Origin of the sequence: [Scytonema hofmanni] UTEX 2349 (assembly GCF_000582685.1) — a bacterium.
GTDB lineage: Bacteria > Cyanobacteriota > Cyanobacteriia > Cyanobacteriales > Nostocaceae > Hassallia > Hassallia hofmanni.
The window spans coordinates 4,318,045-4,333,207 of sequence record NZ_KK073768.1; the positions used below are offsets into that span (position 1 = coordinate 4,318,045).

17 protein-coding genes and 1 pseudogene are annotated in these 15,163 nt (G+C 41.2%); 13 read left to right on the forward strand and 5 right to left on the reverse strand.

Annotation, left to right across the window (positions count from 1 at the left end; genetic code table 11):
- Nucleotides 1-82 precede the first annotated feature (82 nt).
- Complete coding sequence (locus TOL9009_RS43820; RefSeq protein WP_260675985.1) at nt 83-277, forward strand: DUF2442 domain-containing protein; 195 nt, start codon at nt 83-85, stop codon at nt 275-277.
- A 16-nt stretch (nt 278-293) separates the two neighbouring features.
- Here the strand turns inward: TOL9009_RS43820 and TOL9009_RS0124470 are convergent, their stop codons facing one another.
- From TOL9009_RS0124470 to TOL9009_RS0124485, 4 genes and pseudogenes are all read right to left on the reverse strand, one after another.
- A complete protein-coding gene (locus TOL9009_RS0124470; RefSeq protein WP_029635413.1) occupies nt 294-578 on the reverse strand; it encodes a type II toxin-antitoxin system RelE/ParE family toxin in 285 nt (94 codons plus the stop codon).
- Between the two features lie 10 nt (nt 579-588).
- A complete protein-coding gene (locus tag TOL9009_RS0124475) occupies nt 589-807 on the reverse strand; it encodes a hypothetical protein (protein ID WP_029635415.1) in 219 nt (72 codons plus the stop codon).
- A gap of 411 nt (nt 808-1,218) precedes the next feature.
- Nucleotides 1,219-2,085 (reverse strand): annotated as a pseudogene (locus TOL9009_RS0124480) (WD40 repeat domain-containing protein); the annotation flags it as partial.
- Between the two features lie 389 nt (nt 2,086-2,474).
- Nucleotides 2,475-3,479: an alpha/beta hydrolase gene (locus tag TOL9009_RS0124485; protein WP_029635419.1), complete on the reverse strand. Its 1,005-nt coding sequence runs from the start codon at nt 3,477-3,479 to the stop codon at nt 2,475-2,477.
- A 222-nt stretch (nt 3,480-3,701) separates the two neighbouring features.
- Here TOL9009_RS0124485 and TOL9009_RS0124490 point away from each other — a divergent pair, with 222 nt between their 5' ends.
- The 5 genes from TOL9009_RS0124490 (at nt 3,702) to TOL9009_RS0124505 (ending at nt 8,862) form a co-directional block, all read left to right on the forward strand.
- Nucleotides 3,702-4,259, forward strand: a complete 558-nt coding sequence (locus TOL9009_RS0124490) for a type III secretion system chaperone family protein (protein WP_029635421.1) — start codon at nt 3,702-3,704, stop codon at nt 4,257-4,259.
- A 78-nt stretch (nt 4,260-4,337) separates the two neighbouring features.
- On the forward strand, nt 4,338-4,982 hold the full coding sequence (locus TOL9009_RS0124495; protein WP_029635423.1) for a DUF3318 domain-containing protein: 645 nt from the start codon (nt 4,338-4,340) through the stop codon (nt 4,980-4,982).
- 377 nt (nt 4,983-5,359) lie between these two features.
- Nucleotides 5,360-5,491: a hypothetical protein gene (locus TOL9009_RS49625; protein ID WP_260675936.1), complete on the forward strand. Its 132-nt coding sequence runs from the start codon at nt 5,360-5,362 to the stop codon at nt 5,489-5,491.
- Between the two features lie 350 nt (nt 5,492-5,841).
- The gene (locus TOL9009_RS0124500) at nt 5,842-6,837 is read left to right on the forward strand and encodes an anti-sigma factor antagonist (RefSeq protein WP_029635425.1); all 996 of its coding nucleotides are present in this window, start codon (nt 5,842-5,844) and stop codon (nt 6,835-6,837) included.
- Between the two features lie 753 nt (nt 6,838-7,590).
- Nucleotides 7,591-8,862, forward strand: coding sequence for a glycosyltransferase family 4 protein (locus TOL9009_RS0124505; protein ID WP_029635427.1), 1,272 nt, complete (start codon nt 7,591-7,593; stop codon nt 8,860-8,862).
- A gap of 140 nt (nt 8,863-9,002) precedes the next feature.
- On the opposite strand, the gene TOL9009_RS0124510 is transcribed toward TOL9009_RS0124505, so the two are convergent.
- Complete coding sequence (locus TOL9009_RS0124510) at nt 9,003-9,665, reverse strand: tail fiber domain-containing protein (RefSeq protein WP_029635429.1); 663 nt, start codon at nt 9,663-9,665, stop codon at nt 9,003-9,005.
- A gap of 259 nt (nt 9,666-9,924) precedes the next feature.
- On the opposite strand from TOL9009_RS0124510, the gene TOL9009_RS47715 reads away from it, so the two are divergent.
- The 7 genes from TOL9009_RS47715 (at nt 9,925) to TOL9009_RS0124545 (ending at nt 15,149) form a co-directional block, all read left to right on the forward strand.
- Nucleotides 9,925-10,095 carry a hypothetical protein gene (locus tag TOL9009_RS47715; RefSeq protein ID WP_186227642.1) on the forward strand — a complete coding sequence of 57 codons (171 nt, stop codon included), beginning with the start codon at nt 9,925-9,927 and terminating at the stop codon, nt 10,093-10,095.
- A 122-nt stretch (nt 10,096-10,217) separates the two neighbouring features.
- Nucleotides 10,218-10,859 carry a bis(5'-nucleosyl)-tetraphosphatase (symmetrical) YqeK gene (yqeK, locus tag TOL9009_RS40350; RefSeq protein WP_038296567.1) on the forward strand — a complete coding sequence of 214 codons (642 nt, stop codon included), beginning with the start codon at nt 10,218-10,220 and terminating at the stop codon, nt 10,857-10,859.
- A gap of 120 nt (nt 10,860-10,979) precedes the next feature.
- Nucleotides 10,980-11,438 carry a ribosome silencing factor gene (rsfS, locus tag TOL9009_RS0124525; RefSeq protein WP_029635431.1) on the forward strand — a complete coding sequence of 153 codons (459 nt, stop codon included), beginning with the start codon at nt 10,980-10,982 and terminating at the stop codon, nt 11,436-11,438.
- The gene (locus TOL9009_RS0124530; protein WP_029635433.1) at nt 11,431-11,931 is read left to right on the forward strand and encodes a CGLD27 family protein; all 501 of its coding nucleotides are present in this window, start codon (nt 11,431-11,433) and stop codon (nt 11,929-11,931) included. The genes rsfS and TOL9009_RS0124530 overlap by 8 nt, the downstream gene beginning before the upstream one ends.
- A gap of 100 nt (nt 11,932-12,031) precedes the next feature.
- On the forward strand, nt 12,032-12,985 hold the full coding sequence (locus TOL9009_RS0124535) for an asparaginase (protein WP_029635435.1): 954 nt from the start codon (nt 12,032-12,034) through the stop codon (nt 12,983-12,985).
- Nucleotides 12,986-13,283: 298 nt separating this feature from the next.
- Nucleotides 13,284-13,622 (forward strand): hypothetical protein, encoded by a 339-nt coding sequence (locus TOL9009_RS49630; protein WP_029635437.1) that lies wholly within the window; start codon nt 13,284-13,286, stop codon nt 13,620-13,622.
- Nucleotides 13,623-13,721: 99 nt separating this feature from the next.
- A complete protein-coding gene (locus TOL9009_RS0124545) occupies nt 13,722-15,149 on the forward strand; it encodes a YcjF family protein (RefSeq protein WP_029635439.1) in 1,428 nt (475 codons plus the stop codon).
- The last annotated feature ends 14 nt before the right edge of the window (nt 15,150-15,163 follow it).

Consider the following 15,163-nt stretch of genomic DNA (forward strand, 5'->3'; position numbering starts at 1 on the left):
ATCGCAAGTGGCAATAAAAAATAATCCCTTATAAAAATTTGAACCATTAGAGTAAATTATATTAAAAGACATTATAGAAGTTATCCCCCAAGATAACTATCAACTCTATCTAAAGTTTGAAGATGGACAAAAAGGTATTGTTAATGTTAACCAATTCATCGAGTTTACGGGAGTTTTTGAACCTTTAAAAGATTTAGACTATTTTATAAGAGTTAAAGTTAACCCTGAATGGTCATTGGATGAATATCTTACTTGCGGTTCAAACGAAGCATTGTAATAATTTGCATTGACGACTAATAAACATCGTCATGAGTACCAACATCCAACAGTAGAATAATCTCTTCCCCTGTTTCTTCATCTGTTTCCAAACAAAAAACAATCCGACAATCATATCCACAAGAACATGATAATAGTCCCGATAATTTACCCTCTAGCTTATGTGTACCTAAGCCAGCGCTAAAGACATCATTTTCCATCGCAACAATTGTTTCTTCAATCCTGGCTTGCAAATCTGCATTTCGACGAGCAAATTTTCGGAAAGATTTTTTAAACTTTTTACTCAGGACAATTTTGTGCATGGAAACAACTTTAACTATTTAGATATTCCCGCAGTTCTTGAATTGCTTCCTCTGCGGTTTGTGTTTTATATTCTCCCGATTTAAATTCAGCAATCGAGTCTTTTGCGTCTTTTGCTATTTCATTGCGATGAGCTTCAGAAAGTCTATTTTTTAAGATTTGTATCAACATTTCTTGCTGTTCTACAGGAAGACTCATAGCAGCATCTAAAACTTTATCTAGGTTACTCAAGTATTTTATCCTCCTTTAAAATTGGTGCGTTCGTGTTACCAAACGTAAATAAATCAAAATTAATTCAATAATGCGTCATACTCATCATGAGTTGCAATATCGGCTTCAGCTTTGGCAATTAGTCTATCTAAAATAGACTTTACTTAATTTTATCGTGTTTTATGGCGATCGCAGCCTTGATGGTGGGTGTTGGATTGCGATCGCGTTAATGAAACTATAATTTCGCTGTGATAAAAAGCAAAATTTAATGTAGGTTGGGTGGAGGGGCACAAAATGTATCGAAGTTTAACGAATAATATGTTTTGCGTCTCCACCCAACGTTTAGATATTTCGGGTGATTTCAAAGTATAAATGTTGGGTTCCGTTTCGCTTCACCCAACCTACGATTATTAATATTTAAAAGTGTAATTCTTATTTCAATCGCCAAATTTTGATAGTCTTGTCATCGCTAGCACTAACAAGAGTTTTACCATCTGGGCTAAAATTGACGGAAATAACTGGAAGGGAATGACCTCTAAGAGTGCCTATTTCTTCTCCCGTTGCTACATTCCATAGTTTGATTGTCTTATCAGTACTAGCACTAACAAGGGTTTTGCCATCTGGGCTAAAACTGACGGAAATAACTCTGCCGGAATGCCCTGCAAGGGTGCGGATTTCCTCTCCGGTTGTCGGATTCCATAGTTTGATCGTGTTATCAACACTACCACTTGCAAGGGTTGTGCTATTTGGACTGATGGCGACGGAATGAACCCAGCCAGAATGCCCAGTGAGGGTGCGGATTTGCTCTCCGGTTGTCGGATTCCACAGTTTGAGCGTGTTATCAGCACTACCACTTGCAAGGGTTGTGCCATTTGGACTGATGGCGACGGAAGTAACCGCGTTAGAATGCCCAGTGAAGGTGCGGATTTGCTCTCCTGTTGCCAGATTCCACAGTAGGATAGTGTGGTCAGAATTAGCACTAGCAAGGGTTTTGCCATCTAGGCTGAAGGCAACAGAAATAACCGCGAAAGAAAACCCTGTGAGGGTGGAAATTTGCTCTCCTGTTGCGATATCCCACAGTTTGATGGTGCCGTCATCACTACCACTGGCAAGGGTTGTGCCATCTGGGCTTATGGCAATCGAATAAACCCCGCTAGAATGCCCGGTAAGGGTGCGGATTTGCTCTCCTGTTGCCAGATTCCACAGTTTGATAGTGTTGTCATTACTACCACTGGCAAGGGTTGTGCCATCTGGGCTTATGGCAATGGAATAAACCCCGCTAGAATGCCCTGTGAGGGTTCTTTGTAATAAAACTCCGCTTGGTATGCTGGCAATCATAGATATTGGATTAGTTGGAAAAAAGCTATAACGAACATAGCCATATATTTGAGTTCCAACTACTGTAATAGCAGCACCCAGCAGAAATATTTTTCTTAAATTAAGGTTGAAGCAACAGAGCATGACTGTATATTTACTAGCAGATGGAAGTATTATCAAGCATTTACTAAGATTTTTCAGTAAAACTACTGTTTATTTTTATTTCTTAATTACTTCGCTTGTCTCGGTTATGTTCCTTTTATCACAGTAAATCTGTTTGTATCACAACTTACTACCTTAGAGTACGAACAGAATAAGAGAATAGGCTATAACTCTGCGCTCCTCTGCGTTGAAAAACTTATATCTTAACTTCACTTATAACTATCAATAATCATTTTATCATCCATTACTGCCAGCAAAACTGACAAATCGGGAGTAACTCTATCAACTAAATATAATTCATTGACAGCAGCTTCAAAAGTTTTTCCTTGAAGTATCTGATATCCCACTTTTATCACCTCATCCCAAGTTATATCGCTTTCCACATAAGCTTTAGCCAAAGTAATCAGCAAGTCTTGATATTTATTTCCCTCATCTTTAGTCATCATCGTATGGGGAATTTCTAGACTTTTATCAAAGCGGTGATACCATGACTTTGGTTGCTGTTTTAATACAGCTTCAAATAAAATCTCTATTTCATGGTGATTGATAGCGCGATCGCTTTCACTATAAGTCACAAACATCGGCACTGTTGGCTCTTTTTCCACGCGCTCAAGAATCTCTTTCCCCATTTCTAAAAATATTCTAAATGATGGAATCAAAAAGCCATCATAACCAAAGTTACCGGAATTATCTTTATTTAGCCATTCGTAATAAATAGGCAATACTTCTACTAAAAAATCTACTATCGCATTATTACTTCTAAGAGATGGCGCAAATAATAAACTTCGTTCAATTTTTTGAGGACGTTCTAATGCTAACCAAGCTGCTAAATTTCCTCCACTAGATAATCCGCCAACTATTACTTTATCTCCTAACTTTTGGGCAACTTCCAACCAAGATAAAGCAAATTGTTGATAAATTTCAATTTCACTTGGCAGAGGAGGTGGATTATCCTTGTCCCATTTTCCCGCGACTCCATGACCGGGCTGCAATGGAACTAAAACATTATAACCGGCTTCAAATAACGCTTTTCCTAGCGGTTCAAACTGATAAGGTCCCGCAGTAAATCCGTGGAAGAAAAGGCAAACTTTTGAAGTAGGTTCGGGGTGAAAAAAGAATTTTGGGCGGCAAGCTTCGTTTTTTATTGGTAAAGTATTCTCAAGCTTTTTAGCTTGCTGGATGATGGCTGCTATTATGGTCGAATAGTTAGACATATTTATTTATACAGAAGTCGTTCTATTTTAAGTAACAACCACAACTTACTTAAATCTGTTGTTAGACGGATAATTGTAATCAGATTATCTCAAATATTCCTAGCAAAGAGTAAAAAACAGCGTTTTCCCCTTCCGCCTTCCCCCTATGATGTTATAGCGTTACCAAAGCCAAGTTAAACTAGGTCTGGTGACAGCCGCTCCACCGTTCGTTGTGAGGCTTTTATGGGAGCTAATCTGCAACAGATTGCCAAATACCTAGACAAACTTGGTTGGGATTACCGTTTTGATGGCGAAGAAGACCGTATTATCACAGGTGTGGAAGCTGAAAATTTAGAGGATTTTCTGATTGTTGTCCAGTTGGATGAAGAGGGAAAATTTTTCCGGGTATTTGCCCCTCAAGTTCTTCAGGGAGTGAAAGACCATCCTTATAAAGGAGCTATCCTCCAAACGATGCTTGCCATTTCTTGGGAAACAAAAATGCTTCAATGGGAGTATGATCCATCTGATGGCGAAATCAGGGCGATTATTGAGTTTCCCCTAGAAGACTCGATTCTTACCGAAAAACAATTTAACCGTTGTCTTTCAGGTTTAATTCAAATTGTCGATAGCGTTGCCATCCCGCGTTTGCAAGAGGTGATGGTAACAGGGGAAGACCCTGGAAATGTGGAACTTGGGGAAAGACTATTGCTGAGTATTCAAGAAGAAGCTCCAGGATTACTAGAGCTTCTGGAGAAAGCAATGGAAGCACGGAAAAAACGCGGAAGTTTTCCTAACGAGTGAGGCGAATTATCACTCTTTATAGCTATACTCCAAAATGATACCCTCACTATATACTGAATTTTTCTAGGGCTGGATTTTATGACATCCTATGCAACCTCCTCTGCCAAAGCGGAAATGAGTGAACTTCGGCGGTTGAAAAACTTACTACCGCCAGAATTGCAGAGCTGGGTAACGGTTGAAGGCACAACTGAGGTTAATCCACCGCTGGTCCGCTGCGAAGAAATTGGCAAAGACCAGGTAGAAATCCAAATTGACCTGGTGAAATGGGATGCGCTCGCAATGGATCAGCGTAACCTACTTTTTTGGCACGAAGTCGCCCGCGTGCAGAATGACACGATTCCCAAAGATGGATGGGAAATGGCGGCTCTAGCGATTGGTTTAGGAGGTGCTGTCGGTGAATTGTGGGTGCAGGATGGATTGCTGCTGGTGTTAGCTATGGCTTTGTGTGGCGTTTCTGGCTGGCGATTATATCAAAAGAATAATGGCGAAAAGCAAATAAGACAACTGATTGACGCCGATGAAAAAGCGATCGCACTCGCAACTCGCTTTGGTTATAGTCTCCCCAACGCTTACAAAAGTCTCGGTAGCGCTTTAAAAACCTTGATTGACAGCACTCCCAACAAGCGCGATCGCTCTAAATACGAAGGACGCCTCTCTGCACTCAAACGCAGCGCTAATAAGGCAAAAACTAAATCTAAGACTATTGATGATGGGGGAATGTAGGGGAGACAGTTAGAGGTTGTCGATCTTCACGCATTCAACAATCCAATAAATCACCGAATGGGTGAATGCGTGACTTTTGACTCAATATTATTGGTTTACCTCCAGAGGTCAAAACTGTACTGCACCCAAGCGAGAACCGCTATAATCACCTTTCTCAGCATCTGATTTTGGTATTAAGTATAGGTTAACCGTAAAACTACGTACTGATTTTTACGCAATAAATTCATCAAAATTATTTTTTTGCTTGATGATAACTTTATAAAATTCTTTGAAGTTAGTGGATAGTGGATAGGAGTGAGGCAGCGCGCAGAACAGGGGGTTTCCACGCGGCAGTGCAACTTGAGCGACTGTCGAACTCCAAGGGTTAGGAGTAATTTTTGACAACTAATATCGTTTCTATTCAAGCCATTCTATTAAAATGGTTAGTGAGACACGATTTGAGTGAATTCACTCATCACTTAATCCAGGCGATCGCTCTATCCTACAACGGTCGGGTGCATGTCAAGTGACAGCGCAAGTCACAAAAACTTTATTCAAATAAAAATTTGAGGTATTCCCACATTCAGTCCTTCTCTTTGAATGGCACCAAATGACCTCGACCAGGCGTGCGGTTGGTGTAACAGTATTAATAGTCATTCGATGATAGCAATGCGTACTTGTCGCGCCGACACAACAACAAGGATGTTTTTTAGCTTCTTGTTATATTGTGAATCCTCGTAGACGATATTCAATTTCACACTCCTGCTACTAGCAATTAACTTTAATTCCTATTGCTTAAACACAATAGTTAAGTTATTTGCTCTTGAAAAAACAGTGTTTGGCAGATTACATTTATAAGGCAACGAAAGTGCAGAGCTTCATGACTAGCCAACCCAAAGAGGTGGATTTTCCGGTTACTTCCCTAAACGACACGGCTATAGTGCAGATACCCGCACGGTTGAGCGTGCTTGAGGCTGTAACCTTTAAGCAAACCTGTCAAGAGTTAATCAAGGTAAATTCCCATCCCAAGCAAATAATTATTGACTTCCACCAAACTACTTTTATGGACAGTAGTGGTTTAGGTGCCCTCGTCAGTAATTTGAAAACTGCTCAGGAAAAAGGAATCACTTTTACACTGCAAAATGTTACCCCTCAGGTAATGGCAGTGCTTAACCTCACAGGACTGGATCAGGTTTTTTCGATTGAATCTCTTGGAAACACACCCCCAAGAGAACCCCAAAAGTTGGGTGAGCAGTTACCTACTACTCATCTGAGCGTGCGCTCTTGGATGAAACGGGTTATAGATGTTATCGGGTCATTGGTAGGTTTGGTAATTACGGGAGTTTTATTTATTCCTATAGCGATCGCAATTCAAATCAACGATCCCGGTCCGATTTTCTTTAAGCAAACCCGCTGTGGTTGGATGGGTAAACGTTTTCAGATTTGGAAATTCCGCTCGATGTGTGTCGATGCAGAAGCAAAGAAGGCATCTGTCAAAAATCAAGTTGAAGGTGCTTTCTTTAAAAATGACAACGACCCTAGAATTACATCGGTAGGGCGCTTTTTGCGGCGAACCAGTTTGGATGAACTCCCCCAATTTTGGAACGTATTAATCGGAGAAATGAGTTTAGTTGGCACCAGACCACCCACACCGGATGAGGTCGAACGCTATGAAGTACCGGAATGGCAACGTTTGGATGTTAAACCCGGTATGACAGGAGAATGGCAAGTAAATGGGCGCTCTGCTGTACGTAGTTTTGAGGATGTAATTCGCTTAGATTTGCAGTATCAAAAAAACTGGAGCTTAGTGTACGATTTAAAACTGATTTTCAAAACGGTAGCCATCCTATTTAATAGAAATAGTGGTGCTGTTTAGCTTGCTTAAAATCAAAAAAGGGGCAAAGGGAGTTTTAATTAAAGCACGCCAGTGTCATATCTTTGTCTCCTTAACCTAGAGCAATATGACTTTTGACTTTTGATTAGAAGAACATCATCGCTTGATTAAATTCGGTAAAAACTGGATACAACAGAGTTGTTCTTCAATGCATATAAAACAGGGTATATTCTGAATCCCGGTTTCTTTGAGAAACCGGGATTCTCGATTTTAACGGTATAAACGCAAAAGATGTGCCAAAAGAAAGATTTTAAAACTTTTTTAAATATTTACATAAATTTTTGTAATTATAGGAGTGCGTAGACAAAGGAGCGGTCAACTAAAGTATGTTCGCGTAGCGTCTCCCCTTCTCCCAAAGGGAGAGGCTAACGCCAAGGGAGAAAGATGAAGTATTAAGGATGAAGCGTCTCAATTATGAGTTTGCCTAATCGCGAACGTAGGCTAATTAGGCGCATCTTCATATAGAAATGGGATCAACTAATAATTGTACGTATTTTACGGTAGTCGAGAATAATAATATATACTACCAAAATTAAACAAAGAGTAAAAAAAATATCATCTACTAACTCAGCACATGATATCAAATTTTACTCAATCTTCAACGAATAATCACTGACATAAAGAGATTTTAAAGCCAAAATGAAAACATAGGCGCTGCACTTGTGTGGAAGGACTTTGCTCGCAAGTGTTGTCATTGATTAAACAAAAAACTAGGGTCATTCTGAATAACTTTTTATGCGAATTTTAATTTACTCCTACAACTACTATCCAGAACCAATTGGTATTGCCCCTCTAATGACTGAATTAGCAGAGGGACTAGTCAAACGCGGGCATGAAGTACGCGTAGTTACTGCTATGCCTAACTACCCTGAACGTCAAATATACGAAGGCTATCGGGGCAAGCTATATACAAATGAATATAAAAATGGCGTTCAAATCCAACGCAGTTATGTTTGGATTCGTCCCCAACCCAACTTACTAGATCGAGTGTTGCTAGATGCTAGCTTCGTTGTCTCCAGTTTTTTGCCCGCGCTGTTTGGCTGGCGTCCAGATGTAATTCTCTCCACCTCACCATCTTTACCGGTTTGCATCCCAACTGCCCTTTTAGGATGGCTGCATGATTGTCCGGTAGTGTTAAATCTTCAAGATATATTGCCAGAAGCCGCTGTTCACGTCGGTTTACTCAAAAATAAATTTCTCATCCAGGTTTTTGCCACTTTAGAAAAATTTGCTTATCGCACTGCAACAAAAATTAGCGTCATCGCCGATGGATTTGTAGATAATTTGCGTTCTAAAGGCGTAGATGCTAACAAAATTGTGCAAATTCCTAACTGGGTTGATGTTAATTTTATCCGCCCTTTGCCTAAAGAAAATAATCCTTTTCGTCTCGCACATAACCTAGATGGCAAATTTGTCGTTCTGTATTCTGGAAATATTGCCCTCACCCAAGGCTTAGAAACTGTTGTGAAAGCTGCTGCGATTTTGCGCGATGTTCCAGATATTGCTTTTGTAATTGTGGGTGAGGCAAAAGGTTTGCAGCGATTGCAAAAAGAATGTCAAGATATCGGTGCAGATAACGTTTTGCTACTACCTTTTCAACCCCGCGAAAAGCTGCCAGAAATGTTAGCAGCTGCTGATGTCGGTTTGGTGGTACAAAAGAAAAATGTTATATCCTTCAATATGCCATCAAAAATTCAAGTGCTACTTGCCAGCGGTCGGGCGTTAGTCGCATCTGTACCTGATAATGGTACAGCAGCAAGAGCGATTAAACAAAGTGGCGGGGGTGTTGTCGTCACTCCAGAAGACTCGCAAGCTTTAGCAGGGGCAGTTTTAGATTTGTACCAACATCCAGAAAAAGTTAAAACTCTTGGTTATAACAGTCGCCAATTTGCGATTGAGCAATATTCCTTTGACCAAGCCTTGAATAATTATGAATCGTTGTGTTACTCAGTCAAGGCACAGACTCCAGTCATTAACTCTACTGTAGTGTCAAAACAGGAAGTCTAATAGACATAGGAGTGGAAAAGAATGTAGAGACGTAGCACTGCTACGTCTAATCAAGGGTTGTGGACAACGCATAGTTCATTCTCACGTACTATGTCTATTGAAGAGCAATGCCTTCAGCTTATCGCCACTTTTTACTTCAATTAGCTCACCCGATTTGCTGCCTCTAAAGCCGTTACTTTCTCCGTTAATGCGAAAATCGTCTGCTGCTGTTCCTGGACAGCTTTAGTTAGCACCCCAACGATATCCATTGCACTGAGTCTTTTGCGATCGGGGGTTGCGACGAGTTCTGGAACATCTTCGGCAATGAATCCAATATGGATCACCTTGTCTGTGTCAGCTTTATATTTAAACTTCACAGGGCTTAAGTCAGCTAGAGTCTCTAGTGCTTCTTTGCTGGAAAGCTCAGTAATATTTTCTTTCAAGGTTCTAGATGATCCCTGGGTTAATGCACCTTGAATTGAGAGGTTGCCAGTGGGACTCAAGGTCATCACATTACCACCTACATTGTTGAAGAAATTCATCACGTTGTTGGAACTACCAGTGGCGATATCCCAAGGGGATCGACCAAAGACCAAGAACCGCAACCGGGCGAAATCTTGATTATTATTCTGTATGGATATAATCTGAGGTTTATCGGAACCATTAGTCGAAGCTCCAATAACCTGACTAAATGTGCCGATGCTTGACTGCGCTTGTGCTGGCTCATTACCAATTACAAGGGGAAGGCTCTTTGCGGCTGCGGCTCCAGCAATGAATGTTCCAACTGCTTTGATAATTTGATTGCGAGAGAAAAGATTAGACATGGTATGACATCCTTGATGGTGAGTTGTTAGCTTGTTAATTAAATTCAGGACTTAGGAATTGACAAAAACTTGATTATGTGAATCAGACTTATTTGCCTTCTTTCCTTTTTTTAATTAAATGCAAGCAAAATTAACTTATGCAATGACTGAGATAGAAATCGAAAGTTTTTGCTCAATCTGACCGCATATAAGTTGGCAGTGTATTGTTAGGCACACAATAATCGATTTGTAAAGTGCGTAAGTCATAAAATTGTCGGCAATGCGATCGCGCTTTGGCAGTACCTCTGAAGGTACTTTTCTCACCATCATGAGCGGTGATAAGTTGCCGACACATATAAAGTCCCAAACTCAGGCTGAGGGATTGCCGTTTGTTAGGACTGCGACTGTAGGGGTTGAAGAGGCGATCGCTCGCTATATGGCAAAAATTTAGGCGACCTTTTTCAGTTCACCAATTCAAAGTCAGAACTCGGTTAAAATAAATAAAAAGTATAAATTTCTCATTCATCAGTAGCTTCTTTTTGCCAAAAGCCTCAATTTGTGGTAGTAGCTATTATGCGCGAACAAGTCCTCGCCTGGTTAGCAGAAAATGTGCCTCCTTCTAGAGTCAACCATATTCTCAGAGTTGAACAGATGGCAACGGAGCTAGCTGTTCATTATCAACAAGATGTAACAAAAGCTGCTACATCAGGGTTGATGCACGATTTGGCAAAATATTTTCCGCCACAAAAACTCTTGGAGATGGCACGTAAAGAAAAGTTGGAAGTTGATTATGTGATGGAAGCGGCACCCCATCTGTTACATGCAGACGTAAGTGCTATTATCGCTAGAGATACATTTGGCGTAGAAGATGAAGAAGTATTACAAGCGATCGCCAATCACACTTTAGGTAGACCGGGTATGAGTCTGCTAAGTTGTATCGTGTTTTTAGCAGACACTCTGGAACCAGGACGCGGCGATACCCCAGAATTAGAAAATTTACGAGTTATTAGCCGAGAAAATATAGACAGGGCTGTTTGGAAAACTAGCGATTATTCTTTAAAATTCTTAATTGAAAGTTATTGCTTGATTCATCCTCGCACGATCGCTACCCGGAATTGGTTCTTGCAAAAATCGAAAAGCAAACCACAATCCGTCCCTTTGTCAGCTTCGGCTGATGGTAACTTCATCACACGAACTATCAACGCAACTTCATAGACATCGATTTTTTGTTAGTATTCAAAAAAAAGCAGTTCGCACATTTACAATTCCATTAATTTTCATTGATGAAGAATTGTAAAAAATAGTTGCCAAAAAACAGAAAGCACCTGAGGTTTAATGTCTGATTATTTCCAAGGAATTCCATTACAATCTGTATTTTTAACCAAGAAAGCGGTAGAAAGCTCATCAAATGACGACCAGGTGAGCAGAAAGTTAGCGGAAACTATCGTTGATGCAGCATCAGATCGCAAAGCAGGTGATATTGTATTGCTTCATGTAGCATCGGTATCTTACTTGGCGGATTACTTTGTGATGATGACTGGTTATTCAAGGGTACAAGTAAGAGCGATCGCCGACGCAATAGAAGAAAAAGTCAAAACAGAGTTACAACGGAACCCCTTGCGGACAGCAGGAAAAACTGAGGGAAGTTGGGTTTTGCACGACTACGGCGACATAATTGTTCATGTGATGATGCCGAAAGAACGAGAATTTTATAATTTAGAAGCGTTTTGGGGTCATGCAGAACGGATAGAGTATCCAAAACCGGATGAAGGTGGGGGTAACGAATATGATTAATTCCTCAGTTTCCAATTGCCCAGTTCCTGCTGAACAGCAACCGCTAAATGAATATGAAGAATTAAAAATTTCTTGGCTATTTCGTGATTGCACCTTAAGTTGGCGTGATTATATCATAAAAATGGTTTGGATTTGGGGTTTATCTTGGGTGGTGGCAGCACCAGTTGCGGCAGCAAGTTTTACGCCAAATAAATATATTGCCCAGTTTCTGCTGTGTGGATCTGGAGGAGCGAGTGTAGGGGTAATTCTAGGACTGACAAGGCTGTATTTGGGGTGGTCTTATGTACGCGATCGCCTGTTCAGTCCAGTCATATTTTATGAAGAATCAGGTTGGTACGACGGACAAACTTGGACAAAACCCGAATCCGTCCTCATGCGCGATCGCTTAATCGTCAGCTATGAAATCAAACCAATTATCCGTCGCTTACAAATAACTAGTCTTTGCTTGGCGGGATTGTTAGTTGCTGGTACGATAATTTGGCACTTACTTTAAATAGTCACAAGTCTTCAGTCAACGGTCAATCAACTCTTGACTATGGAATGTGTGACTCTGGATTTTTGACAAAGGACAAAACAATGATATATTCTCACCCATGACCAGGGGAAAACGAACTCAAGCGGCAGCACTAGAAGTTAGGTTGCTGCGGGAAGGGATTATTGAATCGAGGCACATAGTCCAAGCTGTTGTCTGCGATGAACGGGGACGGGTTCTATCCGTTGCGGGAAATGCCGAAACTGCTACTTTTGTGCGTTCAGCCCTCAAACCATTTCAGGCACTCGCAGTCACCAGCACAGGCACACTGGAACGTTATGATTTGAGCGATCGCGATTTAGCAATTATCGTATCTTCTCACAAAGGTACAATCGAGCAGGTACGACAAGTATTTAATATTCTTTGGCGTACCGATCTAGATCCGAGCGCACTTCAATGTCCGATTCCCGAAGGAAAAAAAAGTCCTTTGGAATACAACTGCTCTGGTAAACATGCGGGAATGTTAGCCGTTTGTCAACAGCGCCATTTTCCTTTAAATAACTACCTGGAACGCAAACACCCCATCCAGCAGTTGATTGTCAGCAAAATAGCAGAATTGCTACGAATGCCGGCAGAAGAATTTATCAGCGCTCGTGATGATTGTGGCGTACCTACTTATTTCATGCAACTTGCTCAAATAGCGTCTTTATATGCTCTGCTAGCCTCTGGTAACAACTTGGATATGGAGCGCATTGTCCGTGCCATGACTCATCATCCCAATTTGGTCGCAGGAGACGGAGAATTTGACACAGAACTAATGCGCTTGGCTCCAGGAGAACTGGTAAGTAAATCGGGTGCCGAAGGAGTACAGTGCATTTCTCGACTTGGTGAAGGCATGGGATTGGCAATTAAAGTCATAGATGGAGGAAAGCGAGCAAAATACGCCGTTGCCATTCACGTACTTCAGCAGATGGGTTGGATTAGCCCCAGCGTCGCTCAAAGCCTGTCAGAAAAGTTTATGAGCTTCGGAAAATACAAGCGTTTAGAAGTTGTTGGAGAATTATCACTTTTGTAGTTGCCAAATTTAAAAGCTTGGGTTATATTAAATAAAGACGACGCGGGATAGAGCAGCCTGGTAGCTCGTCGGGCTCAACGAGTAAGATTGACTAAACGCTTAAAAGTTATTCTTACTATGGGCGGTACGTAAAGAAACTTACGTATGTTTACCTGTCAAACTCGGGGAAGCCAATAGCGCGGTAATCCCGAACCAAGCTCCAGAAATGGAGAAGGTGTAGAGACTGGAAGGCAGGTACCCTAACAGTAAAGCTGAGGGTAAAGGGACAGTCCAGACCACAAACTGGTTAATCCAGGCAGTGAAAACTGTAGATGGTAAGCATAACCCGAAGGTCAGTGGTTCAAATCCACTTCCCGCCACCAACTTAAGAAACAAACCCTGTAACACTCAAAAGTTACAGGGTTTTGTTTTATGCTGTCGTAGCGAAATACACTTGGTTGAAACAGACAAGCGGCAGCGTAAACCACGTTCAGCCAAATATCATGATGGTTGGGAGTTAATCTTACAAAGGCTAGTAATACCATTTCTGTGTGAAGATGCGCCTAATTTAGCCCACGCAGGTGGGCTTCGTTCGTTTAGCCGCGAGTTTACTCGTCGGGTTATTAAGCGCAGCCTCATAAAAAATTGGTATAAGTAAAGAAAGTAAAGAAAATTATCCGGAGTTGCCTGTGCAACTTGGAGAAGCGAATTTTTGATCTATTGTGGAAGAGAAGGGATCAAAGAAGCGCGGAGAATCATATTTGTGAAGTTGCAGCGACCGATTTTAGTGGGAGGATTGGGATTATCCTTTTCTCTATGGATTTTAGAAAATATGCATCATTCGATGGTGCAGATAGGAGAGTTTGGTTTATTGAGTCTGGTAGCAGTCGGTGGTGGTTTGTGGTTATTTAAGCCAAATCGCGGCAAAAATCCTTCTGATATCTTTGATAGTATGCCTGTAAATCGGGCTAAAGTAGAAGAAGCGATCGCACTTACTGAAGTTGTAATTAACCAACTTGCAAGTGAAGTAGAGAATCATGCAGCTTTAGGGACACTGCGAGAACAAGTTAATCAATTATTCTTTGAATTAGATAGACAAGAAATTAAACTAGCTGTTACCGGCGGAAAGTCGGTGGGTAAAAGCACCTTAATTAAAGTTCTACAGCAAAATTTTGCATCTCTAGAATTCAAGGAAACAGCACCTTTATTTCTAGAAACGGGTGAAAAGTCAGAAGTTAATCAATCTGATTTTGTGCTGTTTTTGACAAACGGCGATTTAACAGATTCAGAATTTCAAAGCTTACAGCAGCTAAAGGCAGCAAATCAACCTGCAATGCTGGTTTTTAATAAACAAGACCAGTATTTACCAGACGAACGGCAAAGCGTGTTACTGTCGTTGAAACAGCGGATGCAAGGAAATGTGGTAGCAACTGCGGTATCTCCTTTGCCCATCAAGGTGCGGAAACATCAAGAGGACGGTTCTGTACAAGAATGGATGGAACAACCTGCACCAGATATTCAACAGTTAACGCAGCAGTTAAATGAGATTGTCGCACAGCAAAGACAACAGTTGGTGTGGACAACAACCATGAGAAAAGCTTTTTCGCTGAAAGCTGATGCGAAGAAATTGTTAAATGGAGTGAGATGCGATCGCGCAACTCCGATAATAGAACAATATCAGTGGATCGCTGCGGCAGCCGCATTCGCTAACCCAGTACCAGCGCTGGATATCTTGGCAACAGCGGCAATTAATGCCCAAATGGTAATCGATTTAGGTGGTATTTATCAGCAGAAATTTTCCCTAGAACAAGCGCAAACTGTAGCTGGTGCAATGGGAAGTTTGATGCTGAAACTCGGTTTGGTGGAACTTTCTACGAAGGCTGTTAGCACTGTCCTCAAGAGTAACGCTGTCACCTTTGTTGCTGGTGGCGTGGTGCAGGGTGTGAGTGCTGCGTATCTTACTAGGGTAGCAGGTCTTACCTTGGTAGAGTATTTCGAGCAGCAGGAAATAGCCCTAAATTCTGAAGGTGGTTTCAATTTGGATAAATTGCGGCAAACTTTGCAAAATGTCTTTGTGCAAAATCAGCAAATTGGTTATTTGCAGGGGTTTGTTAAGCAAGGTGTGAAGCGTTTATTACCTGAAGCATCTCAAGGTAAAATAATCGCGTCTGAAACAGTTGCTTAAAGGTTAGTTACGTC

Excerpts from the sequence above, each read along its gene's own strand:
- TOL9009_RS47715 (WP_186227642.1), top strand. The coding sequence starts at position 9,925 with ATGCGATCGCGCTTTGGCAGTACCTCTGAAGGTACTTTTCTCACCATC.
- yqeK (WP_038296567.1), top strand. The coding sequence starts at position 10,218 with ATGCGCGAACAAGTCCTCGCCTGGTTAGCAGAAAATGTGCCTCCTTCT.
- TOL9009_RS0124505 (WP_029635427.1), top strand. The coding sequence starts at position 7,591 with ATGCGAATTTTAATTTACTCCTACAACTACTATCCAGAACCAATTGGT.
- TOL9009_RS0124500 (WP_029635425.1), top strand. The coding sequence starts at position 5,842 with ATGACTAGCCAACCCAAAGAGGTGGATTTTCCGGTTACTTCCCTAAAC.
- rsfS (WP_029635431.1), top strand. The coding sequence starts at position 10,980 with ATGTCTGATTATTTCCAAGGAATTCCATTACAATCTGTATTTTTAACC.
- TOL9009_RS0124490 (WP_029635421.1), top strand. The coding sequence starts at position 3,702 with ATGGGAGCTAATCTGCAACAGATTGCCAAATACCTAGACAAACTTGGT.
- TOL9009_RS0124510 (WP_029635429.1), bottom strand. The coding sequence starts at position 9,665 with ATGTCTAATCTTTTCTCTCGCAATCAAATTATCAAAGCAGTTGGAACA.
- TOL9009_RS0124530 (WP_029635433.1), top strand. The coding sequence starts at position 11,431 with ATGATTAATTCCTCAGTTTCCAATTGCCCAGTTCCTGCTGAACAGCAA.
- TOL9009_RS0124495 (WP_029635423.1), top strand. The coding sequence starts at position 4,338 with ATGACATCCTATGCAACCTCCTCTGCCAAAGCGGAAATGAGTGAACTT.
- TOL9009_RS0124470 (WP_029635413.1), bottom strand. The coding sequence starts at position 578 with ATGCACAAAATTGTCCTGAGTAAAAAGTTTAAAAAATCTTTCCGAAAA.
- TOL9009_RS0124485 (WP_029635419.1), bottom strand. The coding sequence starts at position 3,479 with ATGTCTAACTATTCGACCATAATAGCAGCCATCATCCAGCAAGCTAAA.
- TOL9009_RS0124535 (WP_029635435.1), top strand. The coding sequence starts at position 12,032 with ATGACCAGGGGAAAACGAACTCAAGCGGCAGCACTAGAAGTTAGGTTG.